Source organism: Polymorphum gilvum SL003B-26A1 (assembly GCF_000192745.1).
GTDB classification, from domain to species: domain Bacteria; phylum Pseudomonadota; class Alphaproteobacteria; order Rhizobiales; family Stappiaceae; genus Polymorphum; species Polymorphum gilvum.
The window spans coordinates 4,498,114-4,523,609 of sequence record NC_015259.1 but is presented as its reverse complement, the minus strand read 5'-3'; the positions used below and the strand labels follow the sequence as shown (position 1 = coordinate 4,523,609).

Sequence of the window (25,496 nt, the reverse complement as noted above, 5' to 3'; positions counted from 1 at the left end):
CCGGCTACCGGTCCGGTCCGGACGGTGCGCGGTGACGCGCCCGTCCGCCTGCAGACGAACAAAGGACGTGCCAAATGGCAGAGCCATTCCAGTTTGAGCTGGTCTCTCCGGAGCGCCTGCTCCTGTCGGACAAGGTACTCGAGGTCGTTGTCCCCGGCACCGAAGGCGAGTTCGGCGTGCTCAAGGACCACAGCCCGTTCATGTCGACCATGCGTCCGGGCCTGCTCAAGGTCCGCAAGGACGGCGACAAGGTGACGGAATATTTCGTCCGCGGCGGCTTCGCCGACGTGTCGTCGGCCGGTCTGACCGTGCTGGCCGAATTGGCCATCCCGGTCGAGGAGATCAAGCCCGACGACATCGCAGCGCAGATCCGCAATGCCGAGGAAGACCTTGCTGACGCCAGGGACGACGAGGCTCGGCGCGCCGCAGAGACGGTCCTTGCTCAATTGCGCGAGGTGCAGGCGGCACTCAAGGCCGCCTGACGGCTGTGACCGGATCGCGACGGGAGGCCACACTCGAAAGGCGCGGCCCCGGGCCGCGCCAGACTGTTGCCAAACGTCCAAATTCGTCATCCCGCACGAAGCGGGGATGCGGGATCGGAGAGCCGGAGTCTCTCGTTCTTCTTCATTGAAACCATTGAAGCCCTGGCTCTTCGCTTCCGGCTCGCGCTCCGCTTGGCCAGAATGACACTGGAGAGGCTGCAGGGTTGTCGACACGCTGGCGCGACCCTGATCGCGCCTTCTTTTTTCCGGCAGAGAAGAAAAACCCGACCTTTCGGCCGGGTTCGACTCCGTGATGGGGCCACGTGATCTGCCGCGTTGTTGTCTTATGCGGCAATCTTCTTCAACGCAGGCACGGCTGCACGGTTCCGCCGCCGCTCTTCCGGCGGGATGTAGACGAGCGCGCGATGGTCCGTGCAATAGGACGAACCCGCGTCGATACGGTTGTTGCACGGGAAGGTGTAGTTCCCGGCATCGCCCTCGGCCCATTTGCAGCGGCCGGCGCGGGGAAGCCTCAGGTTGTCCATTGTTCTTCCTTCTTGTCGGTTTCAACGGCTGGGCCGGACATCGAACTCTTCAGCCTTCCCGGAGCGGTTCCGAGGGCGGGTCGACGCGGCCTGACGTTCCGGATGCGTGACTGCGCGGTCAGTTCGGCAGCCGGAAGAGGCCGCTTTTGCGCCGCAGCAATGTCGTGGAGTTGGTATTAAAGGCAGAGAATTTCAAGTGCAACTGTTTTGCCGTCATATGAGCTTTGCACAAAGCTCATAGCTTGCCCGCTGGTTAATCGTCCGTCGCTTACCTCCCGCACCTCTATTCCTCGTCTCCGCCGGCCGTCAGGCGCGCACCGGCCGCGCGCAACGCCTCCGGCGTGTCGAGGTCGATGCGCGCCGCCGCGCCGATCTCGACCGTGGCCACGAAACCGGCATTGTCGGCGATGAGATGGCGGGCCCCGACATCGCCCGAAAGGCTCTTGAGGGCATCGAAGAAGCGCCGGTCCCAGAGGACCGGATTTCCTCTCCTGCCATCGGCTGTCGCGGTGACGATCAATCGGTTCGCCGAGGGATCGTAGGCGTCGATCATCTGATCGATCATGGTTGCGTCGATCCTCGGCATGTCGGCGAGCAGTACCAGTACGGCATCGCTGGTCTCGGGGATGGCCTGGAGCCCGTAGCGGATCGAACTCGCCATGCCTTCCGCAAAGTCCGGATTGTAGACGGTCCGCCCAGCACGCGGCCCCGCCGCTTCGCCGACCTGGTCGGCCATGTGGCCGGTCACGACGGTGACGCTTTTCGCCTTGCTGGCGGCGGCGGCGTCGACCACGTGCCGGACCAGGGGCTTGCCGTCCAGGTGCGCCAGCAGCTTGTTGGGCCCACCCATGCGGCTGGAGCGCCCGGCCGCGAGCACCAGCGCGGCGACGGCCGGCGCCCTGGCCGTGCGGATCGTCTCGCGCGGTTGGGGGCGCGTGGCGATTTCCATCAGCAGGCCGCCGACGCCGAGGCCGGTGATATCGCCCGGCCCGACCGGGACGTCGGCCAGCAGGCGGTTTAGAACCCAGTCGAAGCCGTTTTCCTTCGGGCTGCGCGCGCAGCCCGGTGCGCCGATGACCGGCACTCCGTCGAATTCGCCGAGCAGCAGCAGATTGCCTGGATCGACCGGCATGCCGAAATGCACCACCCGTCCGCCGGCCGCCTCGATTCCGCGCGGCAAGATGTCCTTGCGGTCGACCACCGCGGAGGCACCGAACAGGATGAGGAAGTCGGCTCCCTGCCGCTTCAGCTCGTGCAGCGCACCGGCGACCGCCTCAATGGTGTGCGGAATGCGGCATTCGCCGACAATGCTGCTGCCGGATGGCGCGAGCCGTTGCTCCAGGACCCGGCGCGTCTTGTCCATCGTCGCCGGCTTCAGGTGATCGAGCATGGTCGCGACAAGTCCGACCGTGCGGGCACGATAGGGCCTGACCTCGATGGCGCCCGACACCACGGCGGCAGCCTCCGCGCACAGCCGGCTTGGAACGCCGTAGGGGATGATCTTGACGGTCGCCACCATACGGCCTTCCGAAACGGCCGCGAAGGCCGGCAGGGTGGCGATGGTGATCGAAGGGTCGATCCGGTTCATGGCGTCGATCGCGGCCCTGTCGATGACGAGGACGCCAGAATGCGCCGCGTAGAGATTGACGCGGCCGGTGAAGGGCGTGTCGAACGTGACGCCGCCGCCGTCGGCGGCCCGGGCGATTCTGTCGGCGGCCGGGTCTTCGCCGATGTCGCCGTCGGCGAGGCGTGCGACCGTGACGGTCGTGAAGCCGGCCGCCGCGAGCCGGTCGAGGTCCGCCGCCGTCAGCCGGCGGCCCTTCTTCAGCGTGCCGTCTTCGACCTTGGCGGAATGGGCGAGAAGCGCCCCTTCCGCCTCGCCGACGGCAACCGGTCCGAACTCCATCAGCCGGCCTCCGGGCCCTTGCGGAAAGCCGATATGATCTTTGCCAGCACGGCGACGGCGATCTCGGCGGGTGACGCCGCGCCGATGTCCATGCCGATCGGCGCGTCGATGCGGGCGATTTGCGCGTCGGACAGGCCGGCGTCCCTCAGCCGCTCGACGCGTCTGGCGTGGGTCTTCCGGCTGCCGAGGGCGCCGACGTAGAAGCAGCCGGCTTTCAATGCTTCGATCAGCGGGTGGTCGTCGATCTTCGGGTCGTGGGTGACGGCGGCCAGCGCGGTGTAGGCGTCGAGCGGCATTTCCTTCAATACGTCTTGCGGCCATTCGGCGCGCAGCACGTTGCCGGCAAAGCGCTCCGGTGTGGCAAAGGCCGTCCGCGGATCGATCACGACCACGTCGAAGCCGGCGAGCCGGGCCATCGGTAGCAGCGCCTGGGTGATGTGAACCGCGCCGATGATGACGAGGCGCGGCAGCGGGACGCTGACGGTCAGGAAGCTGCTCGATCCGTCGTCGCTCTCGACAAGCCCCGATTTTCCCGACCGGAAGCGCCTCTCCAGATCCGCGGCAAGGGGATCGCCGGCGAGCGGGTCGGCGTGTTTCACCAGCCTCTGCGTGCCCGACGCCATGTCGGTGACGAGGATGGCGGCGCGGCGGGCGGCGCGCTCCGTGTTCAAGGCACTCAGCAGGTCCAGTCGCATGTCAGTTCCGATCGAGGGCGAGGCGCGCGCCGAGCCCCATCAGCACGCTGCCGCCCAGCCAGCGGCTGACGTCCTGCCATCGGGCGGAGCGCGCGAAGGCACCCTGCAGGCGCGAGGCGAAAACCACGGTAAGGAGATCAGCCGAGGTGAACGTCAGGTTGACCAGTGCCCCGAGGATGAGGAACTGCGCCCAGACCGGCAGGCTGGCGGCTGGGTCGACGAACTGCGGCAGGAAGGCGATGAAGAAGATCGCCACCTTGGGATTGAGCAGTTCCACCAGCATGCTTTCGGCAAAGGCACGTCGGCGCGATCTGGCGGCGATCTTCGGCATGGCGGCGCCCGATACCTGGGTGCGGATCATCCGGTAACCGAGATAGACCAGATAGGCGCCCCCGATCAGCTTGAGCGCCGCATAGGCCGTCGGCACCAGCGTGAAAACGGCTGACAGGCCGAAGGCGGCGGCCAATACATGGCCGTAGCAGCCGACGTGGATGCCGAGCGCGGCCTGGAAACCGGCCGCGCGGCCCCGGGCGACGGTCTGCGCCGCGGTATAGAGCAGGGCGGGGCCGGGCATGTAGGCGAAGACCAGCGTCGCCACGGCGAAGGCGGCCAGGGTCTCGAACGGCGGCATCAGGCGGCGCCTCCCGAGACGACGGGCTCGACATAGACCCGTATCCGGCCGCCGCAGGACAGCCCGACCCGCCAGGCGGTCTCGTCGGCGACGCCGAACTCCAGCATCGTCGGCTTGCCGCTGCCGATCACGTCGAGCGCCTCGGAGACAACGGCTCCCTCGACGCAGCCGCCGGACACCGAGCCCTCGAAATTGCCGTCCGCGTCGATGACGAGGTGCGACCCGATCGGCCGTGGCGCGGAGCCCCAGGTTTCGACCACGGTCGCCAGCGCCACCTTGCGTCCCGCGTGGGCCCAGGCCTCGGCGGTGCCAAGCACGTCGAGCTGGGCCATGGTATCAATCATGCCGTCCGTCATGCTGGTCAGCCTTCCTCAATCGCTGGCCCGACTATACGCCAGTTCCCGCGCGAGAAAAGCGTCACCCTGCCGAAATGCAAACGGCGCGCCGGGGCAGGCCGGCGCGCCGTCGCATCGAGAAGGCAGAGGCTTCTATTCGGCCGCCGCCTGCAGCGCCGGGGCCGCCTCGCGCACCGCGCCATCGACGTGGCTTTCGAACTTGGCGAAGTTGTCGATGAACATCTGAACGAGCCTGGCCGCCTGCGCGTCGTAGGCCGCCTTGTCGGCCCAGGTAGAGCGCGGGTCGAGGATCGCCGTGTCGACGCCCGGCACCGCCTCGGGGACCGCAAAGCCAAAATAGGGATCGGTGCGGAAGGCAACGGTCTTCAGCGAGCCGTCGAGCGCGCCGCGCAGCAGTGTACGCGTCGCCTTGATCGGCATGCGCGAGCCGACGCCGTAGGCACCGCCGGTCCAGCCGGTATTGACCAGCCAGCAGTCGACGCCGTGTTCGGCGATCAGATCGCGCAGCAGGTTGCCGTATTCGGTCGGATGGCGCGGGATGAACGGCGCTCCGAAGCAGGTCGAGAACGTCGCCTGCGGCTCGGTGACACCCTTTTCGGTACCGGCCACCTTGGCGGTGTAGCCCGACAGGAAATGGTACATCGCCTGCGCCGGCGTCAGCTTGGCGATCGGCGGCATGACGCCGAACGCGTCGGCCGTCAGCATGATGATCGTCTTCGGCTGGGGCGCGAGCCCGGTCTCGCTGGCGTTGGAGATGAAGTGGATCGGATAGGCGGCGCGGGTGTTCTCGGTCTTCGAGCCGTCGTCGAGATCCGGCATGCGGCTTTCGTCTAGCACGACGTTTTCCAGAACCGTGCCGAAGCGTTCGGTGGTCGAGTAGATCTCCGGTTCCGCCTCGCGCGACAGCTTGATGGTCTTGGCGTAACAGCCGCCTTCGAAGTTGAACACGCCGGTCTTGCCCCAGCCGTGCTCGTCGTCGCCGATCAGGGTGCGCTCCGGATCGGCCGACAGCGTCGTCTTGCCCGTGCCGGACAGGCCGAAGAAGATGGCGGTGTCGCCGTCGGGGCCGACGTTTGCCGAGCAGTGCATCGGCATCACGCCCTTCGGCGGCAGCAGGTAGTTGAGGAAGGTGAACACCGACTTCTTCATCTCGCCCGCATAGGACGAGCCGCCGATCAGCACGATCTTGCGGGTCAGGTCGCAGGCAATCACCGTTTCGGTGCGGCAGCCATACTTGGCCGGATCGGCCTTGAAACTCGGCAGGTCGATGATGGTCATTTCCGGCACGAAGGTCGCCAGTTCGGAGGCTTGCGGGCGCAGCAGCAGGTTGCGGATGAACAGCGAATGCCAAGCGTATTCGGTGTAGACGCGCACGGACAGACGATAGGCCGGATCGGCGCCGCCGTAGAGATCCTGGGCGAACAGGTCCATGCCTTCGGCATGGGCCAGGAAATCGGCGAAGAGTTTCTCGAAGTTCTCCTGCGACATCCGGTTGTTGTTGTCCCACCAGACCTGGCTCTCGGTCTCGGCGTCGGCGACGACGAACTTGTCCTTCGGCGAGCGGCCGGTGTGGACGCCGGTGTCTGCGACCAGCGGACCGTTGGCGGCGATCTGCGCCTCGCCGCGCCTGACGGCGTGCTCGTACAGCAGAGGCTCGCTCTGGTTCCAATAGATCGCGCCAAGACCCTTCAGCCCGATCGTGTCAACGCCGAAGGAAGGATTCCTGACACCTGTCTCGTTCATGATCACGCAATCCCTATAGATCTATCGGTTATATTTTGCCGGTTCGCCGGAGCGCGCCTCTGCATGTGCCGACAAGTTGTCCCGGAGCGGCGTGACCGTAGTAGATCCGATTTGTGGCAACAAGTGTCCCGAAAGGATGAATCGTTTGTTAAATCGATTAAAAAGCAGGAACCTCGAAACATGCTTTATTTCGCCTACGAAAATAATATCGGCGAATTGGGTCGCGGCGACGCCTGAGACGTCGCGACGGAAGATCCCGGCTGCACGGAAAGCCCGCAGCACCTATAAGGACCAGGTCTCCGGACCGGCGCGGTCGGCTGCGGTGGCGCCTTGATCGGAGATCCGTCGGCAGCGATGAGCGAACCTCTGCAGCAAATCTTAGGCACGGCCCATACGCCGTTGCATCGTCACCTCTGGCGCACCCTCGTCCTGGCCGTGCCGATCATTGTCGCCCGCACGGCCGTCATCGCCATGTTTGTCGTCGACACCGTGATGGTTGGCTGGTCGGGAGAACGTGAACTCGCCGCCTTCGCCCTCGGTTCGGCGCCCCTGCTCACGGCGATGATGGTCTGCATTGGCGCCCTGCAGGCCTGCGCGGTGCTCGTGGCGCAAGGCCAGGGTCGTGGCGAGGCCGCCGTCGTCGGCGCGGTGCTGAGGGCATCCCTGGTCCATGCGCTTCTCCTTGGTGCCCTAGTCCTGGTGCTTTCCGCCTACGCGGAAAACCTGTTCTTATTGACCGGCCAGGACCCCGGCTTGGCCGCCGCCGCCGCCGACGTTTCGTTCCTCTTCGGGCTCGCGATGCCGCTGTTCCTGGTCTTCGTGACGGTCAACCTGTTCCTCGAAGCGATCGGCCGGCCGAGGGCGGGCATGGTCGTCCTGCTCGTCCTCAACGCGGTCAACGTCGTGCTGAACGGGATCCTGGCGCTCGGCTGGGGCGGCCTGGTGGTGCCGATGGGTGCGGAAGGGGCGATGGCCGGCAGCTCGGCGCTGCGCTGCGTGGCGGCGGTCGTCCTCGGCGGCTATGCGGCGCTGGTCGTCCGCCGCCACCCGGAATGGCACCTGTCCGGTGTGGGTGCGGTGCGTGTCTGGGCGGGTGACCTGCTGCGCTTCGGCGGCGCCGAGGGCAGAGCGCTGCGCCGGCTCGGCCTGCCCATGGGCATCGCCCAAGGCATCGAAAGCGCGGCCTTCTCGACCATGGTTTTCTTCGCCGGCCTGCTCGGCGCGGCGCATCTGGCGGCCTATCAGGCCGTGATGAGCCTGGTCACGCTTGCCTACATGATGGCCGTCGGCACGGCCGGAGCGACCGCCATCCGCGTCGGCCGCGCGGTCGGCCGTGGCCGGCCCGAGGAGGTGTTGGCGGCCGGCTGGACCGGGATTGCCGTGTCGATGCTGCTTCCCCTACCAATCGCTGCCGCATTTCTCGCCGTTCCGGACGACATCGTCGGTCTCGTGGTATCCGACGGCGAGGTGATCGCCTTTGCCGCGGCGGCGATGGCCGTGGCTGCCGTCATGCTGCCGTTCGATGCGGCCATGGGCGTGTCGCTCGGCGCGCTGCGCGGCCTCGGCGATGTCTGGATGCCGACGCTCCTGCAGATCGCCGCCTTCTGGATCCTCGCGGTGCCGGCAGGGTGGCTGCTGTCCGTCCATGCCGGCCTTGGCGCAGCCGGCCTCGTCGGCGGCCTGCTGGTCGGCGTGGTGATCTCCCTCGTTCTGCTTGCGGCGCGCTTTCCCCTTGTCGCCCGACCGACGAATCCGGTCTACGGATTTGCCACTTAGGGTTTGGACCCGGGACCGCTTTGCCTTATTTTATGCGCATTTGCGGGGCCAAAGGCTGGATAGAAAGATGGGACGTTGACTGGACAGAGGACTAAGACCCGCATCATGCCGACTATCGCGTTGGTCGATGACGACCGGAACATCCTGACGTCGGTGTCCATCGCCCTCGAGTCCGAGGGCTACCGCGTGCAGACCTATACCGACGGTGCCTCGGCCCTTGACGGCCTGCAGGGCGATCCGCCGAACCTCGCCATTTTCGACATCAAGATGCCGCGTATGGACGGCATGGAACTGCTGCGCCGGCTGCGCCAGACCTCGGACATCCCGGTGATCTTCCTCACCTCCAAGGACGACGAGATCGACGAACTGTTCGGCCTCAAGATGGGCGCGGACGATTTCATCCGCAAACCGTTCTCCCAGCGCCTGCTGGTCGAGCGCGTGCGCGCCGTTCTGCGCCGAGTACAGCCGCGTGAGGCCGGCGCCGTTCGCGAGGACGCCGACAAGCTGCTCGAACGCGGCCAACTGGTCATGGACCAGGAGCGTCACACCTGCACGTGGAACGGCAAGCCGGTGACGCTCACCGTCACCGAGTTCCTGATCCTGTCCTCGCTTGCGCAGCGGCCGGGCGTGGTCAAGAGCCGCAATGCGCTGATGGACGCGGCCTATGACGATCAGGTCTATGTCGACGACCGCACCATCGACAGCCACATCAAGCGGCTGCGCAAGAAGTTCAAGATGGTCGACGACGACTTCGACATGATCGAGACCCTCTATGGGGTCGGCTACCGGTTCAGGGAGGCCTGAGAGCCAGCCTTATGGCGATCGAGACGGAGAAGGAGGACGGCCCCGCGGGGCCGGCCGAGGTTTCGGGCGAACGTACTTCCGGGTCGCTTCGCCGCCTCGGAAATCCGCGTCTGCGGCGCCACTTCCTCAGCAAGGTCGGCGCGCTGCTCGGAACCTATGTCTTTTCCTCGCTGACCAAACGCATTGTGGTCCTGAACCTGGCCGGCCTGATCGCGCTGGTCTCGGGCATCCTCTATCTGAACCAGTTTCGCGCCGGGCTGATCGATGCGCGGGTGCAAAGCCTGCTCACCCAGGGCGAGATCATCGCCGGTGCCATCGCCGCCTCCGCCACCGTCGACACGGGCGCGATCACGGTCGATCCGGAACGGCTGCTGCAGCTGCAGGCGGGCGAGAGCATCGCGCCTGGGTCCGATTCACTGGACACGCTGGACTTCCCGGTCAATCCGGAGCGTGTCGGGCCGGTCCTGCGCCGGCTGATCTCACCGACCAAGACCCGCGCCCGCATCTACGATCCGGAAGGCATCCTGATCCTCGATTCGCGCCATCTCTATTCCAGCGCGCAGATCTTGCGCTTCGACCTGCCGCCGCCGACCGCCGAGGAGGAGGATTTCTTCGACACCCTGTGGCAGAAGGTGAAGCTCTGGTTCCGCGGCGGCGACCTGCCGCTCTATCAGGAGGTCGGCGCCGGCGACGGCCGGGCCTATCCGGAGGTGGAGGCGGCGTTAGCCGGGTCGCCCGCCAGCGTGGTACGAGTCTCCCAGCGCGGAGAACTGATCGTTTCGGTCGCGGTACCGATCCAGCGCTTCCGGGCGGTCCTCGGCACCTTGCTGCTGTCGACTCAGGGCGGTGACATCGATGCGATCGTCCATGCCGAGCGAATCGCCATCATGCGCGTGTTTCTGGTCGCCGCTGCGGTCATGCTGGTCATGTCGATCCTGCTCGCCGGCACCATCGCCGGGCCGGTGCGCCGCTTGGCCGCCGCCGCCGAGCGCGTCCGCAGGGGCAGCACGTCGAGGCAGGAGATTCCCGAGTTCGCCGACCGCCAGGACGAGATTGGCCATCTGGCGCGCGCGTTCCGGGAAATGACCAACGCACTCTACAACCGCATGGACGCGATCGAACGGTTCGCCGCCGATGTCGCCCATGAACTCAAGAATCCACTCACGTCGCTGCGCAGCGCCGTCGAAACCCTGCCGCTCGCCAGGACGGACGCTTCGCGCGCGCAGCTGATGGACATCATCCAGCACGACGTGCGCCGGCTCGATCGGCTGATCACCGACATTTCCGACGCGTCGCGCCTTGACGCCGAACTCGCCCGCGGCAATGCCGAGCTTCTGGATGTGGCGACGCTCCTGCGCACCGTCACCGACCTCGCCAACCAGCGAGCCGCTCCGGGCGCGCCGAGGGTCCTGCTGACGGTTGCCGACAGCCGCCTTGACAAGGCCTACGAGATCCTCGGGCACGACAGCCGCCTCGGCCAGGTCATAAGCAACCTGATCGATAACGCCCGCTCCTTTTCCCCGCCCGGTGGTACCGTGCGTGTGGGTGCCGAACGGCGGGGATCACAGATCCTGGTCACCGTCGACGACGACGGTCCGGGTATCCGGGCGGAGACTATCGAGCGCATTTTTGAGCGATTCTACACCGACCGGCCCGAGGGGGAGGGTTTCGGCAACAATTCGGGTCTCGGGCTTTCGATCTCGCGCCAGATCATCGAGGCGCATCGCGGCACGATCCGGGCGGAAAACCGGATGGAGGCCGATCCCGAGACCGGACGGGCTCGCATTGCCGGCGCCCGGTTCGTCGTCGCGCTGCCGGCCGGCCGCCCGGCATGACGGCCGCGACCGTCCACGCCGGTTGCGTGGTCCTCGGTACGGCGGGCGTGCTGCTACGCGGGCGCTCGGGCAGCGGCAAGTCGGCGCTGGCCGAGGCTCTGGTTAGGGCCGCAGCCGTGGCCGGCAACTTCTCCGCTCATGTGGCGGACGACCGGGTGATGTTGAGCGCCGGCGCGGGACGTCTGGTCGCCAGGCCCGCGGCTCCGATCGCAGGCCTTCTGGAGGTACGCGGGCGTGGCATCGTTGCAGTGCCGCACGAGCCCGCGGCGTTGGTGCGTCTGGTCGTTGACCTCGTTCCGCATGACCAGCTGCCGCGGCTGCCGGAACCCGCCGATCTGCTCGCCGACGTCGCGGGCATCCGGGTTCCGCGCCAGATGGTCCCCGAACGCAGCACGGCGCGCGCCGTCGACCTTGTCCGCTGGGCGCTCCGCGACATCTTATCCGCTCGGGAGGCGCCGATTTGACGGGAATTCAGTCGAAAGCGCTTGCTTTGGTCGCTATGCTTGCCGACAGTGCGCCAAACCGGCGATGACCGAATGGTCGGGGACAACGGGCAGAAACCAGGTCGGGCAGGGCATGATCGGACTCGTACTCGTCACGCACGGGCGATTGGCTGAAGAATTCAAGTCGGCGCTGGAGCATGTGGTCGGACCGCAGGAACAGGTCGAGACCATCTCTATCGGCCCGGACGACGACATGGAACGGCGGCGCCAGGACATCCTGTCTGCGGTCGAAGCCGTCAACACCGGTTCCGGGGTGGTGCTGCTGACCGACATGTTCGGTGGCACGCCCTCGAATCTGGCGATTTCCGTCATGGACGGAAAATCGGTCGAGGTGGTTGCGGGCGTCAACCTGCCGATGCTGATCAAGCTGGCGAGCGTGCGCGCCGACCGCAATCTTCAGGACGCTGTCGACGAGGCGCGCAAGGCGGGACAGAAATACATTTCCGTCGCCAGCCAGGTTCTGTCCGGGCAGGGATGACGATGGACGCTGCCACCGCCATGCCGAGGCTCGAACGGGACCTGAAGATCGTCAACCAGCGCGGTCTGCATGCGCGCGCCTCCGCCAAGCTGGTCAAGCTTGTGGAGACCTTCGACGCCGCTGTCGAAGTGTCCAAGGACGGTCAGACCGTCGGCGGGACGTCGATCATGGGCCTGATGATGCTGGCCGCCAGCCCCGGCTGCTGCATACGCGTTGCCGTCGAAGGCCCGGATGCCGAGCAGGCCATGGCCGCCATCGCGGCGCTGATCGGCGACGGCTTCGGCGAGGAAGACTGAGCCCTCCCGCCGGCCGCTTCCGAGACAGACCGGTTCTCAACCCTGTGGCGCGACATCCTCCGTGGGCTGCTCCGACCGTGGCTGGTCCGGTGCGGCCCGTCCGTATTCATGGCCTCGAAAGGATATAAAGGAATCTTTATATCCGCATTGATAGGTCCGGAACGGCGCGCTATAAGGTGCCGAGCAATTTCGAGGGCGCGGCCCGACCCGTTCTGTCACGAGAGCGGGTCACCGGTGTCCGAACGTCAGGCTTCGTCCGATCCGGCCGGGGCAAACCACAGGACCATTGCATGACCGACTACATCGTCAAGGACATCAAGCTCGCCGACTGGGGCCGCACCGAGATCGAGATCGCCGAGACCGAGATGCCGGGCCTGATGGCCTGCCGCGCCGAGTTCGGCGCCGCCAAGCCGCTCAAGGGCGCGCGGATCGCCGGTTCCCTGCACATGACCATCCAGACCGCGGTGCTGATCGAGACCCTCGTCGCCCTCGGCGCGGAAGTGCGCTGGGCGTCGTGCAACATCTTCTCCACCCAGGACCAGGCCGCCGCCGCAATCGCCAAGGCCGGCATCCCGGTCTTCGCGGTCAAGGGCGAGACCCTTGAAGAATACTGGGACTACGCCGACAGGATCTTCGACTTCCCCGACGGCGCGAACATGATCCTCGACGACGGCGGCGATGCGACCCTCTACATTCTCCTCGGCGCACGGGTAGAGGCCGGCGAGACGGATCTTATCGCCAACCCGAAATCCGAGGAAGAGGAGTGCCTCTTCGCCCAGATCAAAAAGCGCATGGCCAAGAACCCGGGCTGGTTCACCAGGCAGCGCGGTCTGATCAAGGGCGTTTCCGAAGAGACCACCACAGGCGTGATGCGTCTCTATGAAATGCAGAAGAAGGGCCAGCTGCCGTTCCCGGCGATCAACGTCAACGACAGCGTCACCAAGTCGAAGTTCGACAACCGCTACGGCTGCCGCGAGTCGCTGGTCGACGGCATCCGTCGCGGCACCGACGTCATGATGTCTGGCAAGGTCGCGGTCGTCTGCGGCTATGGCGACGTCGGCAAGGGCTCGGCACAGTCGCTGGCCGGCGCTGGTGCACGTGTGATCGTCACCGAGATCGATCCGATCTGCGCCCTGCAGGCGGCCATGGACGGCTTCGAGGTCAAGACCATCGAGCAGGCGCTGCCCGAGGGCGACATCTATGTCACCGCCACCGGCAACAAGGACATCATCACCCTCGACCACATGCGGGCGATGAAGGACATGGCGATCGTCTGCAACATCGGCCACTTCGACAACGAGATCCAGGTCGCCGCGCTGAAGAACTTCAAGTGGCGCCCGGTCAAGGACCAGGTCGACATGATCGAGTTCCCGGACGGCAAGCGCATGATCCTGCTGTCCCAGGGGCGCCTGGTGAACCTCGGCAACGCCACCGGTCATCCGAGCTTCGTCATGTCAGCGAGCTTCACCAACCAGGTCCTGGCACAGATAGAGCTCTGGACCCGCGGAGAGGCCTACAAGAACGAGGTCTACGTCCTGCCCAAGCACCTCGACGAGAAGGTAGCGCGGCTGCATCTGGACAAGCTCGGCGTCACGTTAACGCAACTGACCGACGACCAGGCCCAATACCTGGGGATTAGCAAGACGGGTCCGTTCAAGGCGGAACACTACAAATATTGATCTTGCGGGGCCGCAATACAATATATTGCGCGTATCGCAAAAATTCCGTAGCGGCATAAATCGTTAACAGGCCCCGGTCGCAAACCGGGGCCTGTTAACTTTTCAGCAAGAGACTCTTCTGCGCGATTCGCAAACGGGGTATGGTCGAGACGAATCAGGGGAGCCGTGGCGGACCCCCTCGATCGGCCCCTTCAGGCGGGTCAAGAGGCGGCTAAAGAGGATCTCGAACATGCCGGCAGGCGGCGGGGCACGCGTGCGCGATCGCGCGACGTGGGGAGGGCGGATTCTGAGGACGGCGTCCCTGTCGGGCGTGAGCGTCCTTGCCCTGGCCTGCCAGTCGACGCTTGCCGCCGCCGCTCCCCTGGCCGAGATCGGACTGAGCGCCGACAAGATCGTCTGGCTCGGCGCCCTTGGCGGCGCCTGCGCCTTCGCCGTCACGGCTGCCGTTGCCTTCCTGCGCACGCGCCGGGCCGGCGATGTCCGGATGGAGGCGCTTGCGCGCGAAAGCCGCGACCTCAGGCTCTATGTCGACCGGCTGGAATCCATGCTCAACACGGAAGAGCAGCGAATGATCGCCTGGGTCGGCGCCGAGGACAGGCCGCGCGTATGGGGCGTGATGCCCGAATCGAGCGGCGCGCCGCGCGCTCCGGGCCAGTTGCTCGCCTTCGGAAGCTGGCTCGAGCCGAAGTCGGCCGAAGTGCTCGAGGCGCATCTCGGCCGCCTGAGGAGTGCGGGCGATGCCTTCGCCGTGACGCTGACAACCCGCAAGCGCACCTATGTCGAGGCCGTCGGCCGGACCGCCGGCGGCGTCGCGGTGCTGCGCCTGCGCGACCTGACGGGCGAGCGCCAGGCGCAGGCGGAGCTTGCGGCGCGCAACGCCCGCCTGTCCGGCGAGTTGCACATGCTTCATGCCCTCCTGGAGGCCATGCCCGCCCCAGCCTGGCAGCGCGACGCCGAAGGGCGGGTGACGTGGGCCAACTCCGCCTACGCGTGCGCCGTCGACGTGGCGGATGCCGCCACGGCGGTGCGTGACAACGTTGACTTCCTCGACGCAGCCGGCCGTGAGGCGATGAGCCGCGACCGAGACGACGATGGCTGCTTCCGCGCCCGCATGCCGATCGTTGCCGCCGGCGAACGCCGCGTGTTCGAGGTCACCGACGTTTCCGCCAATGTCGGCGGGGCTGCCCTGGCGATCGACATCAGCGAGCTCGACCGACTCAAGAAGGAGTTGCGCCGGACCGAGGAGTTCCACGGCAGTACCCTCGACCAGTTGGCCACCGCGGTGGCGATCTACGGCGGCGACCGCAAGCTGCAATTCTACAATTCGGCGTTCCGCGCGCTGTGGAATCTCGACACTGCCTTCCTCGACGGTCGTCCCGAAGATGGCGCGGTGCTCGATGCCCTGCGCGCCGCCCGCAAGCTGCCCGAGCAGGCCGACTATCGGGTCTGGCGTACCAAGATGCTGGAGAGCTACCAGTCCCTGGAGGCGCGCGAATCCTGGTGGCACCTGCCCGACGGCCGCACCCTGCGCGTCATCGCCAACCCGCATCCCCAGGGCGGCGTTACCTATATCTACGAGAATGTCACCGAACGCCTGGATCTGGAGAGCCGCTACAACGCGCTGATCCGCGTCCAGGGCGAGACGCTGGACAACCTGTCCGAGGCCGTTGCCGTGTTCGGGTCCGACGGACGCCTGCGCCTGTGGAACCCTGCCTTCGGCAGCATATGGGACTTGCCCGAGGACCAGCTTGCCAACATGCCGCATATCAACGACGTGGTCGAATGGTGCGCGGCCCGTCCCGACGAGGTCCAGGCATGGAGCCAGCTGGCTGGCAGCGTGACCGGCCTTGTCGACAGCCGCACCCATCTCGCCGGCCGGATGGAACGTCGCGACGGTACCGTGCTCGACTACGCCACCGTGCCGCTGCCCGACGGCGGCACGCTGGTGACCTTTGTCAACGTCACAGACAGCGTCAACGTCGAGCGGGCCCTGGTCGAGAAGAACGAAGCGCTGGAGCAGGCGGACCAGCTCAAGAACGCCTTCATCCAGCACGTCTCCTACGAATTGCGCTCGCCGCTGACCAATATCATCGGCTTCGCGCAACTGCTGTCCGACCCCAAGTTCGGCGAACTGTCGCGGAAGCAGGGCGAATACGCCGACTACATCCTGTCGTCGTCCTCGGCTCTGCTGGCCATCATCAACGACATCCTGGATCTCGCGACCATCGACGCAGGGATCATGGAGCTCGATCTCGGCGAGGTCGACGTCGCCGATACAGTGGCCGCGGCCGTCGAAGGCCTGAAGGATCGCCTGGCCGACGCCAAGATCGTGCTGCGCACTCATGTGCCGGGCGACATCGGCACCCTTTATGCCGACGAGCGTCGCTTGCGCCAGGTCCTGTTCAACCTGATCGCAAATGCCGTGCGCTATTCCGACGAGGGCGGCGTCATCGACGTCACCTGCGGGCGCAAGGACGGTGCGGTCGTGTTCACGGTCAAGGACCACGGCTGCGGCATCCCGCAGGAGATGATCGACCAGGTGTTCTCCCGCTTTGTCGGTCACGATGCAGGTACCAAGCGCCGCGGTGCGGGCCTGGGCCTGTCGATTGTCAAGAGCTTCGTCGAACTGCATGGCGGGCAGGTCGAGATCCAGTCGCGGGAGGGTGTTGGCACGACCGTCACATGCACCTTTCCTGCCGTGCCAGAATCGTCCGGTCGCGTGGCGGCCGAGTAGCAGGCGCGTGCCCCGGATGACGATCCTGACCGCCGACTCCCCCATCGTGCGCGACCTTGCCGACGAGGCGGCGACGGTCCGGCTCGCGGAGGACCTTGCCGCCATTCTGGCGCCGGGCGATGTCGTCACGCTTTCCGGTGACCTCGGCGCCGGCAAATCGACCTTCTGCCGGGCGTTGCTGCGCGCGCTCGCCGACGACCCGGACCTGGAGGTTCCGAGCCCGACTTTCACCCTCGTCCAGCACTACGATCTGCCGCGCCTACCGGTCGCGCATGTCGACCTCTACCGGATCGAAGATCCGGAGGAGCTGGACGAACTCGGCCTTGACGAGGGGCTCGAAACGGGTGCCGCTCTGATCGAATGGCCTGAACGGGCGCAGGGCCGCATTCCGGCCGGTGCCCTCTCGATCACCCTGGCGCAGGCGGGCGGGCCCGACCAGCGCACGGCCACCATCCGCTGGCAGGGCGGCGATTGGGGCGTTCGCCTGGCGCGCAGCTTTGCCATCCGGGCATTGCTCGGCCGCTCCGGCTGGCCCGCCGCGCAGCGCCGGCATCTCAAGGGCGATGCCTCGGCGCGCTCCTACGAGCGTATCCGGCAGGACGGCCGCACGGCCGTGATGATGAACGCGCCGGCGCTCTATGCCGAACCGCAGCTCGGTGCCGAACTGAGCTACAGCCAGATCGTCCATCTGGCGCAGGACGTCCGCCCCTTCGTCGCCGTCGGGAGCGAATTGCGCCGCCGCGGCTTCGGCGCGCCGGACATCCTGGCCGCCGACATGGACCTGGGCCTCCTTCTGCTGGAGGACCTGGGCGCGAAGGGCATCGTCGCGGAGGGCGAACCGGTCCCGGAGCGCTACGAGGAGGCCACCCGCCTGCTCGCGCGCATGCACGGCCAGTCCTGGCCGGAGTCGGTGTCGCTGCCGGACGGCACGAGCTACCGTATGCCGGCCTATTCTCGCCGCGCCCTGCTGGCCGAGGCGGATCTGTTCCTCGACTGGTACGTGCCCGAGATGACCGGATCGCCGGCGCCGGCGACGCTGCGTGATGAGTTCCATGGGCTGTGGCAGGCGGCGTTCGAGCGGATCGCGGACGCACGGACCGGCTGGGTACTGCGCGACTACCATTCCCCCAACCTGCTGTGGCGCGCCGAACGGCGCGGCATCGACCGGATCGGCCTGATCGATTTCCAGGATGCGGTCGTCGGCCCGGTCGCCTATGACGTCGCCTCGCTCCTGCTCGACGCCCGGGTGCCGGTGTCGCCGGCGCTGGAGGCGCATCTGTTCCACCTCTATTGCGCCGAACGGCAGGCCCAGGATGCGGACTTCGACCGCGACGCCTTCGCGACGACCTATGCGGTCATGGGCGCGCAGCGCGTCACCAAGATCCTCGGCATCTTCGTGCGCCTGGCCCGGCGCGACGGCAAGCCCGATTACATGAAGCACCTGCCGCGGATGAACGGCTATCTTGACCGGGTGCTCGCCCATCCTGTTCTGTCGGCCCTCAAGCTCTGGTATGACAGCAACAGGCCCTGACCGCAGGTCGAGGGGAGCAAGGGAGCGTTCCGCCGTCATGACTGCAGACCGGTTTCGTCCGAACAACGCCATGATCCTGGCTGCTGGCCTGGGTAAGCGGATGCGGCCGATCACGGCGACGACGCCGAAGCCGCTGATCGAGGTCAACGGCAAGGCTCTGATCGATCACGGTATCGACCGCCTGGTCCAGGCGGGGGTGAAGACCTGCGTCGTCAACGTCCACTACCTGGCCGATCTGGTCGAGGTCCATGTCCGCCACCGTCGCGATATCGACGTCGTCGTCTCCGACGAGCGCGACCAGTTGCTGGAGACCGGCGGCGGCATCCGCAAGGCCCTGCCCTTGCTCGGCAGGGAGCCGTTCTTCCTGCTCAATGCCGACACCGCCTATTGGATCGAGGGCGTCAAGCCGAACCTGGAACACCTGATCGAGGCGTGGGACGAAAACCGCATGGACGCCCTGCTGCTCATCGCGGAAGTCGTCAACAGCGTCGGCTACTCTGGCCGCGGCGACTTCCTGATGGACAAGGAGGGGCGGCTGACCCGCCGCCCCGAACGGCAGATGTCGCCCTTCGCCTATGCCGGCGCCGCGATCCTGCACCCGCGCCTGTTCGAAGGCGGGCCCGATGGCAGGTTCTCGCTCAACGTGCTGTTCGATCGCGCAATCGGGGAGGGAAGGCTCTACGGCGTCCAGATGGAAGGAATCTGGCTCCACATCGGCACGCCGGAGGCGATCCGCGAGGCAGAGTGCGCGGTGCGCGAAAGCGCAGCCTGAACGATGCGCGGGCCTGGCCGCAAGGGATGTCTGTTCTCAATCCCGCCGTCGGCGCCCTTTGCGCACACGCTGGTCCGTGCGCTGGTCGACGGTACTCTGATCGAGAGCTTTCGGCCGATCGAGGATCCCCTGAGCCTCTCGACCGCGACGCTCTACCTGCCGACCCGCCGCGCCGCCCGCACCCTGCCGGCTGTCTTCCAAGAGGTGTTCGGCGGCCGGCCGGTGCTGCTGCCCGCCATCCGTCCTCTCGGTGATGTCGACGAGATCGAGCAGTTTCTGCGCGCGGAGCCCGACGGCGAGCCCTTGCCGCCGCCTCTGCCGGCACTCGAGCGGCGTCTCGCCCTGACTCGCCTGGTCATGGCCTGGAAGGGTGCGTTGCGGCGCGACGTGCTGCGCCTGAAGCCGGACGATCCGCTCGGCCTGCCGGCCTCGGCTGCCGACGCGGCCTGGCTGGCCGCCGACCTGCTGGCGCTGATGGACGAGGTCGAGACCGAGGAGGTCGACTGGTCACAGCTTGTCGGCTTGGTGCCCGACGACTATGCCCGCTACTGGCAGATCACCCTCGACTTCCTGTCGATCGTGCGGGACGCTTGGCCGGCCTATCTGGCCGAACGCGGCGCCATGGACCCGAAGGCGCGCCGCTCGGCCCTGATCCGCCGCGAGGCCGAGCGCCTGCGCCGCGCACCGCCTGCCGGTCCGGTGATCGTCGCTGGCTCGACCGGTTCGGTGCCTGCCACGGCGGAACTGCTCCAGGTCGTCGCCGGCTTGCCCAACGGCGCCATCGTCCTGCCCGCGCTGGACATGGAACTAGACGACGCGTCCTGGACGGCACTTGGCGGGCCGCTGCCGTCACGGATCGGCGCGATTGGCCGACCAGCCGGCGTGGCCGAAACGCCGTCGGTTCCCGGTCATCCGCAATACGGGCTGAAGCTGCTACTGGACCGGTTAGGCCTCGGCCGCGACCGTGTGGCGCCGCTTGGCGGGCCCGAAACGGCCGACCTCGCCCTGCGCGACCGGATCGTGTCGGAGGCGCTGCGGCCGGCCGAGACCAGTGACGCCTGGACCGGCTTTCTCGAGCGCACGCCGCTCGCCGCCCGCAGGGCCGCGCTGTCCGACGTCGCGCTGCTGTCTGCGCGCAACGAGGTCGAGGAAGCACTCGCGGTTGCCGTCGTTCTGCGCGAGGCGGTCGAGCGGGGCGAAACCGCGGCTCTCGTCTCGCCGGACCGCATGCTTGCCCGCCGCGTTGCCGAGGATCTCGGCCGCTGGGGCATCGCCGTCGACGACAGCGCCGGCCGGCCGCTCGACCAGACACCGCCGGCGATCCTGGCCGGGCTGGCCGCCCGGCTGGCGCTAGAGGGCTGCGCGCCCATCGACCTGTTGTCGCTGCTCAAGCATCCGCTGGCACGCCTCGGCCTCACCGCCCGCGAGATCCGCGCCGCCGCCCGCGCGCTCGAACGTGGCGTCCTGCGCGGGCCGCGTCCCTTGCCAGGGACGAAGGGGTTGGTGCTGGCGGTGGTCGCCGCTCGTGACGCGGCCGAGAGCGACCACACCCCGCGCTGGCGCAAGCTGTACGACGCCGACTGGGTCGCGGTCGCCGATCTGGTCGACCGCCTCGCCCATGCGCTCGAGCCGCTGGAGGCACTGGCCGAGGCAAAGGACGCGCTGCCGGTGGAAACGCTCGCCGCCGCGCATGCCGAGGTGCTGTATCGCCTCGCCGTCGACGAGGCGGGAACCGACGCCGAACTCTACAGCGGCGAAACCGGCGACGCGCTGGCCCTGTTCCTCGCTGGCCTGCTGGAGGCGGGCGGAGCGGGCCTGTGCATCGTTCCGGCGGAATGGCCGTCGGTGTTCGCCGCTCTGATGTCGGGAACGGCGGTGCGTCGGCGCCTGCCGGGCGATCCGCGCATCCAGATCCTCGGCCCGATGGAGGCGCGCCTGCTGCGTCCTGACCTGGTCGTCCTCGGCGGCCTCAACGAAGGCGTCTGGCCCCAGCGCACGCGCAACGATCCCTGGCTGAACCGGCCGATGAAGCGCGATCTCGGCCTTGATCCGCCGGAACGGCGCATCGGGGCTGCCGCGCATGACTTTGCGCAGGGGCTCGGTGCCCGTCGCGTGGTCCTCGCGCGCGCCGAGCGCGCCGACGGCGCGCCGACGGTCGCCTCCCGCTGGCTGCAGCGGCTGGTCACCCTTGTCGGTCCCGAGATCGAGGCGGAGATGACGGCGCGCGGCCGGACGTATCTTCGGCTCGCCGGGCTGCTCGACCGGCCCGAGGGACCGGTGCGGCCGGCGTCGCGGCCAGAGCCCCGGCCGGCGCTTCCTGCCCGCCCGAAACGCCTGTCGGTGACCGAGATCGAGCGCCTCGTCCGCGATCCCTACGCCATCTTTGCCCGGCGGATCCTCGGCCTCGAACCGGTCGACCCGGTCGGCGGTGTGCCCGGTGCCGCCGACAAGGGCACTCTCATCCACGACGCGCTGGCACGCTTCCTGACTGACTGGGACGGCCCTTACGACGACAGCGCCGTCCGCCGCCTCGTCGAGATCGGCGAGACGATGTTTTCGCCGCTCGATGCCTTCCCTGCGATCCGGGCGCTGTGGTGGCCGCGCTTCGAGCGCATCGCCCGCGGCTTCGTCGCCTTCGAGGCTGCCAGGGCCGCGGGGCTGCGCGAGCGGTTCCTGGAGATCGGCGGCGGTGTCGACCTCGCCTTGCCGGGCATCGAGTTCCGCCTGACCGGCCGTGCCGACCGCATCGATCTGCTCGATGACGGAACCTATGCCGTCATCGACTACAAGACCGGCCAGGTTCCCTCAGGCAATCAGGTGGCTACGCTGCTCGCTCCGCAGTTGCCGCTGGAAGCCGCCATGATCCGCCGCGGCGGCTTTGCGGACGTGCCGGCCGGCCGGCCGGTGTCCGACCTGCTCTACATCCAGCTGAAGGGCGCGCGCGAGGCACTCAAGGTGGAGACGCGCGCGCCCAGGGACGGGTCCGTGGAGGATCTTGCCGAGGAGGCCTGGAAACGACTCGAGGCGCTCGTCGCGGCCTATGCCGATCCGGCGCGCGGCTATCTTTCGCGCGCTCGCGTCCTGCAGGAGCGGGCGATGGACGGTCCCTATGATCATCTGGCCCGCGTGCGCGAGTGGTCGGTCGGCTCGGAGGAGGGAGAATGAGCGCCTCCGGCATTCCGGCTCGCACCCTCGAACGCCAGGACCTCGCGTCCCGACCCGAGGCTTCGGCCTGGGTCAGTGCCAACGCCGGCTCTGGCAAGACTTTCGTGCTGTCGCGGCGCGTCGTGCGGCTGCTGCTCGACGGCACTGACCCGTCGCGTCTGCTCTGCCTGACCTTCACCAAGGCGGCCGCCGCCGAGATGGCGACCCGCGTGTTCCGCATCCTGGGCCAGTGGGTGGCGCTCGACGACGCCGCCCTTGCCCGCGAAATCGAGATGCTCGACGGCCGCCGTCCGGGTGCGGACCGGCTCAAGGCCGCCCGTCGGCTGTTCGCCAAGGCACTGGAGACCCCCGGCGGACTGAAGATCCAGACCATCCATGCCTTTTGCGAGGCCCTGCTGCACCAGTTTCCGCTGGAAGCCAACGTCGCCGGCCATTTCACCGTGCTCGACGACCGCGTCGGCGCCGAACTGATGGCGGAAGAGCGCGCGCGGGTGCTTCACCGGGCCGAAAGCGATCCGCACAGCCCGCTTGGCGCTGCGCTCGGCAGCCTGATCCGCCTGATGCCGGATGCCACCGTCGAGGCCGCGCTCGGCGAACTGATCGGCCGCCGCGACGCCCTGCGACGCTGGATCGTCGATGCCGGCGACCTTGAGGCGGCCCTGGCCGAGCTTGCCGGCGATCTCGGTGTCGCACCGGGCGAGACCGGCGCTGCCGTCGATGCGCGCATGCGGGACGAGACGCTGATCCCTCTGGACACGGCGACTTCGGTCGCCGAGGCGCTGCGCCGGGGTACGAAGACGGATTGCGACAAGGCGGATCGCCTCGTTGCGGCCGGGGCGACGACCGATCCTCAGGCATGGTGCGAAACATGGCTCGGGGTGTTCCTCAAGCAGGACCTGACGGCGCCGAAATCGCTGGTCACGAAGCGGATCGCCGAGGAGTTTCCGGACGTTCTCGACCTGATGTTGCGCGAACAGGCGCGCCTGCTCGCCCTTGTCGAGCGGCGCCGGGCCGCGGTGACGCTGGAGGGAACCGCCGCGATCCTGCGTCTGGCGGATGCGGTGATCGCCGATTACGAGGCGGTCAAGGCGCGCCGGGGCCTGCTCGACTTCGAGGACCTTGTCGTGCGCACCGCCAACCTGCTTTCCGTCTCGGAAGCGGCACAATGGGTGCAATACAAGCTGGATCAAGGGCTTGACCACATCCTGGTCGACGAGGCACAGGACACCAGCCCGCGTCAGTGGGAAGTCGTGAAGGCGCTGGCGGAAGAATTTTTCGCCGGCGAAGGCGCGCGGACGCGGGCGCGGACGATCTTTGCGGTCGGCGACGAAAAGCAGTCGATCTATTCCTTCCAGGGGGCGGTGCCGGCCTATTTCGACGAGATGCGCCGCTATTTCGAGCGTCGGGCACGCGAGGCGGCGCGCGATTTCCACCCGGTCGAGCTGCAGTTGTCCTTCCGCTCGACGCCCGACGTGCTGGGCGCCGTCGACCTGGTTTTCCAACAGCCGGAAGTCCACAAGGGCCTGTCGCAGGTCGCCCGGGCGCCGGTGCACGAGGCGATCCGCCGGGAGCCCGGACTGGTCGAGATCTGGCCGCTGGAGCTGCCGGACAAGACGGTCGAGCCGGACGACTGGACGGCGCCGATCGACCGCATCGGCGAGGGCAACCCGATGCTGCGGCTGGCGCGCAGGATCGCGGAAACCCTGCGTATCTGGATCGACGAGGGCACCGCCGATGCCGGCGACGTGCTCGTCCTGGTGCGCAAGCGCGGCGCCTTCGTCGAGGCGCTGAACCGCGAGCTGAAGCGTCTCGACATCCCAGCCGCCGGCAGCGATCGGCTGGTCCTGACCGACCACATCGCGGTCAAGGACCTCATTGCCCTCGGCCGCTTTATCCTCCTCCCGGAGGATGACCTGTCGCTCGCCTGCGTCCTCAAAAGCCCCCTGTTCGGCCTCGACGACGACGCGCTGCTGGAGATCGCGCGCGATCCCGTGGACCGGCTGCGGGCCGGCACCCTGTGGCAATCCCTGCTGCGGAAATCGGAGACGGAAACCCGCTGGCTTTCTGTGCGAAAGGCGCTGGAAACCTGCCGGTCACGTGCCGACTTCATGCCACCGTTCGAGTTCTATGCCCGCCTGCTCGCTGCCGACGATGGCCGCCGGAAGTTCCGCGCTCGCCTCGGCGCGGAAGTCGACGACGTCCTCGACGAGTTCCTCGCCCTGGCGATGAGCTACGAGCAGACCGGCACGCCGGGACTGGAGGGCTTCCTCGCCTGGCTCGAGGCGGCCCCGACGCAGATCAAGCGCGAACTGACCAATGCTGGCGGGCTGGTCCGCATCATGACCGTTCACGGCTCCAAGGGTCTTGAGGCGCCGATCGTCATCCTGGTCGACCCGGGCAGCGCGCCGGCCGTGGCGCGGCACGACCCGGCCCTCCTGGAACGGCCGCGCGGCACCGATCCGATGGTCCCCCCGGCGCTGGTCTGGCTGCCGACCAAGGCGGACCGAACCGGCTGGCACGCCGAGGCGGTCGACGCCGTGCGCGAAGCGGCGGAGGAGGAGTATCGCCGGCTGCTCTATGTCGCCATGACACGGGCCGAGGACCGGCTGCTGGTGTGTGGTTGGGCGCCGTCGCGCGGCGCGCACGAGGCTTGCTGGCACTCCCTCGTCGCGGCGGCGCTGGTGCCGCAGGCGGAGGAGATCAAGGATGCCGCGGGACGTACCGTCTGCTGGCGCTGGCAGAAGGCCGGCGCCGAGCCGCCGCCACGGGTGAAGGCCGAAGCCGCGCCGGCCGCGGAACCGCCCGCGCGGCCCGACTGGCTGGTACGCCCGGTGCCGCCCGCGCCGCAGGTGCCGCGCCTTCAGCCCTCGCGCGCCTTCGAGGCGATGGAGCAAAAGGAGGGCATCGAGCCGGTCGCCGGGCGCACCGCGCTGGAGGCGATCCGTCAGCCGGCCGGCTGGGCGCTCGAGCGCGGCCGGCTGATGCATCGGTTGCTGGAGACCTTGCCCGACCTGCCGGCGGCCGAGCGGGCGGCGGCCGCCGTCCGCTTCGTCGAGGCCGCGCTGCCACAGCGCTTCGCGCAGCATCGCGACGCCCTGCTGGACGAGGCGGAGCGGATCCTGGCCGGCGCGGACTTCGCCCCGCTGTTTGCCGCGCGCGGGCGCGCGGAGGTGGCGATCGTCGGCACCCTGACCGGCCCGGACGGCAGGCAGGTCGCCGTCTCCGGCCAGATCGACAGACTGGTGGAGGAACCGGGCCGCGTGCTGATCGTCGACTACAAGACCAACGCCCGGCCTCCGGCGCTGCTTGAGGGCGTGCCGGAGGAATACCTCGCCCAACTCGCCGTCTATCGCCGCCTGGTGCAGGACATCTTCCCCGGCCTGCCGGTGGAGGCCGCGCTGCTGTGGACGGCGGCGCCGTCCCTGATGCCGCTGCCCGGCGACCTGCTCGACGCGGCCTTTTCGCGCCTCTGGGTCCCGCAGCCGCGCGCTTGACGGACGCCGGCCCACTTCCTACGTTCGGGGCGACGAAACAAGGGGCGACTCGCCCCTTTCCAGCGCAAGAG

General features: G+C 67.8%; 19 protein-coding genes. 13 read left to right on the top strand and 6 right to left on the bottom strand.

What is annotated here, in order from left to right:
- The first annotated feature begins 74 nt into the window (after positions 1 to 74).
- Positions 75 to 482, top strand: coding sequence for a F0F1 ATP synthase subunit epsilon (locus SL003B_RS21260; RefSeq protein ID WP_013654929.1), 408 nt, complete (start codon positions 75 to 77; stop codon positions 480 to 482).
- A 344-nt stretch (positions 483 to 826) separates the two neighbouring features.
- On the opposite strand, the gene SL003B_RS21255 is transcribed toward SL003B_RS21260, so the two are convergent.
- The 6 genes from SL003B_RS21255 to SL003B_RS21230 all read right to left on the bottom strand — a co-directional run bounded on the left by SL003B_RS21255 (position 827) and on the right by SL003B_RS21230 (position 6,358).
- Entirely contained in the window at positions 827 to 1,027 is a 201-nt protein-coding gene (locus SL003B_RS21255; protein WP_013654928.1) for a hypothetical protein, read from the bottom strand.
- A gap of 283 nt (positions 1,028 to 1,310) precedes the next feature.
- Entirely contained in the window at positions 1,311 to 2,933 is a 1,623-nt protein-coding gene (locus SL003B_RS21250; RefSeq protein WP_013654927.1) for an NTP transferase domain-containing protein, read from the bottom strand.
- Positions 2,933 to 3,628, bottom strand: coding sequence for an XdhC family protein (locus SL003B_RS21245; protein WP_013654926.1), 696 nt, complete (start codon positions 3,626 to 3,628; stop codon positions 2,933 to 2,935). The genes SL003B_RS21250 and SL003B_RS21245 overlap by 1 nt, the downstream gene beginning before the upstream one ends.
- A gap of 1 nt (position 3,629) precedes the next feature.
- On the bottom strand, positions 3,630 to 4,259 hold the full coding sequence (locus SL003B_RS21240) for a LysE family translocator (RefSeq protein WP_013654925.1): 630 nt from the start codon (positions 4,257 to 4,259) through the stop codon (positions 3,630 to 3,632).
- A complete protein-coding gene (locus tag SL003B_RS21235; protein WP_013654924.1) occupies positions 4,259 to 4,615 on the bottom strand; it encodes an XdhC family protein in 357 nt (118 codons plus the stop codon). The genes SL003B_RS21240 and SL003B_RS21235 overlap by 1 nt, the downstream gene beginning before the upstream one ends.
- 132 nt (positions 4,616 to 4,747) lie before the next feature.
- Positions 4,748 to 6,358, bottom strand: coding sequence for a phosphoenolpyruvate carboxykinase (locus tag SL003B_RS21230; RefSeq protein ID WP_013654923.1), 1,611 nt, complete (start codon positions 6,356 to 6,358; stop codon positions 4,748 to 4,750).
- 354 nt (positions 6,359 to 6,712) lie between these two features.
- On the opposite strand from SL003B_RS21230, the gene SL003B_RS21225 reads away from it, so the two are divergent.
- The 12 genes from SL003B_RS21225 to addA all read left to right on the top strand — a co-directional run bounded on the left by SL003B_RS21225 (position 6,713) and on the right by addA (position 25,425).
- Positions 6,713 to 8,134 (top strand): MATE family efflux transporter, encoded by a 1,422-nt coding sequence (locus SL003B_RS21225; protein WP_013654922.1) that lies wholly within the window; start codon positions 6,713 to 6,715, stop codon positions 8,132 to 8,134.
- A 105-nt stretch (positions 8,135 to 8,239) separates the two neighbouring features.
- A complete protein-coding gene (locus SL003B_RS21220) occupies positions 8,240 to 8,938 on the top strand; it encodes a response regulator transcription factor (RefSeq protein WP_013654921.1) in 699 nt (232 codons plus the stop codon).
- 11 nt (positions 8,939 to 8,949) lie between these two features.
- On the top strand, positions 8,950 to 10,773 hold the full coding sequence (locus SL003B_RS21215) for a sensor histidine kinase (protein ID WP_013654920.1): 1,824 nt from the start codon (positions 8,950 to 8,952) through the stop codon (positions 10,771 to 10,773).
- The gene (locus SL003B_RS21210; RefSeq protein WP_013654919.1) at positions 10,770 to 11,237 is read left to right on the top strand and encodes an HPr kinase/phosphorylase; all 468 of its coding nucleotides are present in this window, start codon (positions 10,770 to 10,772) and stop codon (positions 11,235 to 11,237) included. Before SL003B_RS21215 ends, SL003B_RS21210 begins: the two co-directional genes overlap by 4 nt.
- Positions 11,238 to 11,349: 112 nt before the next feature.
- Entirely contained in the window at positions 11,350 to 11,754 is a 405-nt protein-coding gene (locus SL003B_RS21205; protein WP_041375685.1) for a PTS sugar transporter subunit IIA, read from the top strand.
- Positions 11,755 to 11,756: 2 nt separating this feature from the next.
- Entirely contained in the window at positions 11,757 to 12,050 is a 294-nt protein-coding gene (locus SL003B_RS21200) for an HPr family phosphocarrier protein (protein ID WP_013654917.1), read from the top strand.
- A gap of 290 nt (positions 12,051 to 12,340) precedes the next feature.
- On the top strand, positions 12,341 to 13,729 hold the full coding sequence (gene ahcY / locus SL003B_RS21195) for an adenosylhomocysteinase (RefSeq protein WP_013654916.1): 1,389 nt from the start codon (positions 12,341 to 12,343) through the stop codon (positions 13,727 to 13,729).
- Between the two features lie 229 nt (positions 13,730 to 13,958).
- Positions 13,959 to 16,463 (top strand): PAS domain-containing sensor histidine kinase, encoded by a 2,505-nt coding sequence (locus SL003B_RS21190; protein ID WP_083812144.1) that lies wholly within the window; start codon positions 13,959 to 13,961, stop codon positions 16,461 to 16,463.
- A 16-nt stretch (positions 16,464 to 16,479) separates the two neighbouring features.
- Positions 16,480 to 17,994 carry a bifunctional tRNA (adenosine(37)-N6)-threonylcarbamoyltransferase complex ATPase subunit type 1 TsaE/phosphotransferase gene (locus tag SL003B_RS21185; RefSeq protein WP_013654914.1) on the top strand — a complete coding sequence of 505 codons (1,515 nt, stop codon included), beginning with the start codon at positions 16,480 to 16,482 and terminating at the stop codon, positions 17,992 to 17,994.
- 70 nt (positions 17,995 to 18,064) lie between these two features.
- Complete coding sequence (locus SL003B_RS21180) at positions 18,065 to 18,766, top strand: nucleotidyltransferase family protein (RefSeq protein WP_148259499.1); 702 nt, start codon at positions 18,065 to 18,067, stop codon at positions 18,764 to 18,766.
- 3 nt (positions 18,767 to 18,769) lie between these two features.
- On the top strand, positions 18,770 to 21,931 hold the full coding sequence (addB, locus tag SL003B_RS21175) for a double-strand break repair protein AddB (RefSeq protein WP_013654912.1): 3,162 nt from the start codon (positions 18,770 to 18,772) through the stop codon (positions 21,929 to 21,931).
- Positions 21,928 to 25,425, top strand: coding sequence for a double-strand break repair helicase AddA (gene addA, locus SL003B_RS21170; RefSeq protein WP_013654911.1), 3,498 nt, complete (start codon positions 21,928 to 21,930; stop codon positions 25,423 to 25,425). Before addB ends, addA begins: the two co-directional genes overlap by 4 nt.
- Positions 25,426 to 25,496 lie beyond the last annotated feature (71 nt).

Bases quoted from the DNA above. Each gene is read 5' to 3' on its own strand.
- SL003B_RS21210 (WP_013654919.1), top strand. From the start codon at position 10,770: ATGACGGCCGCGACCGTCCACGCCGGTTGCGTGGTCCTCGGTACGGCG.
- SL003B_RS21260 (WP_013654929.1), top strand. From the start codon at position 75: ATGGCAGAGCCATTCCAGTTTGAGCTGGTCTCTCCGGAGCGCCTGCTC.
- ahcY (WP_013654916.1), top strand. From the start codon at position 12,341: ATGACCGACTACATCGTCAAGGACATCAAGCTCGCCGACTGGGGCCGC.
- SL003B_RS21250 (WP_013654927.1), bottom strand. From the start codon at position 2,933: ATGGAGTTCGGACCGGTTGCCGTCGGCGAGGCGGAAGGGGCGCTTCTC.
- SL003B_RS21180 (WP_148259499.1), top strand. From the start codon at position 18,065: ATGATCCTGGCTGCTGGCCTGGGTAAGCGGATGCGGCCGATCACGGCG.
- addB (WP_013654912.1), top strand. From the start codon at position 18,770: ATGCGCGGGCCTGGCCGCAAGGGATGTCTGTTCTCAATCCCGCCGTCG.
- SL003B_RS21220 (WP_013654921.1), top strand. From the start codon at position 8,240: ATGCCGACTATCGCGTTGGTCGATGACGACCGGAACATCCTGACGTCG.
- SL003B_RS21235 (WP_013654924.1), bottom strand. From the start codon at position 4,615: ATGACGGACGGCATGATTGATACCATGGCCCAGCTCGACGTGCTTGGC.
- SL003B_RS21240 (WP_013654925.1), bottom strand. From the start codon at position 4,259: ATGCCGCCGTTCGAGACCCTGGCCGCCTTCGCCGTGGCGACGCTGGTC.
- SL003B_RS21245 (WP_013654926.1), bottom strand. From the start codon at position 3,628: ATGCGACTGGACCTGCTGAGTGCCTTGAACACGGAGCGCGCCGCCCGC.
- SL003B_RS21185 (WP_013654914.1), top strand. From the start codon at position 16,480: ATGACGATCCTGACCGCCGACTCCCCCATCGTGCGCGACCTTGCCGAC.
- SL003B_RS21205 (WP_041375685.1), top strand. From the start codon at position 11,350: ATGATCGGACTCGTACTCGTCACGCACGGGCGATTGGCTGAAGAATTC.
- SL003B_RS21225 (WP_013654922.1), top strand. From the start codon at position 6,713: ATGAGCGAACCTCTGCAGCAAATCTTAGGCACGGCCCATACGCCGTTG.
- addA (WP_013654911.1), top strand. From the start codon at position 21,928: ATGAGCGCCTCCGGCATTCCGGCTCGCACCCTCGAACGCCAGGACCTC.
- SL003B_RS21200 (WP_013654917.1), top strand. From the start codon at position 11,757: ATGGACGCTGCCACCGCCATGCCGAGGCTCGAACGGGACCTGAAGATC.
- SL003B_RS21255 (WP_013654928.1), bottom strand. From the start codon at position 1,027: ATGGACAACCTGAGGCTTCCCCGCGCCGGCCGCTGCAAATGGGCCGAG.
- SL003B_RS21230 (WP_013654923.1), bottom strand. From the start codon at position 6,358: ATGAACGAGACAGGTGTCAGGAATCCTTCCTTCGGCGTTGACACGATC.
- SL003B_RS21190 (WP_083812144.1), top strand. From the start codon at position 13,959: ATGCCGGCAGGCGGCGGGGCACGCGTGCGCGATCGCGCGACGTGGGGA.
- SL003B_RS21215 (WP_013654920.1), top strand. From the start codon at position 8,950: ATGGCGATCGAGACGGAGAAGGAGGACGGCCCCGCGGGGCCGGCCGAG.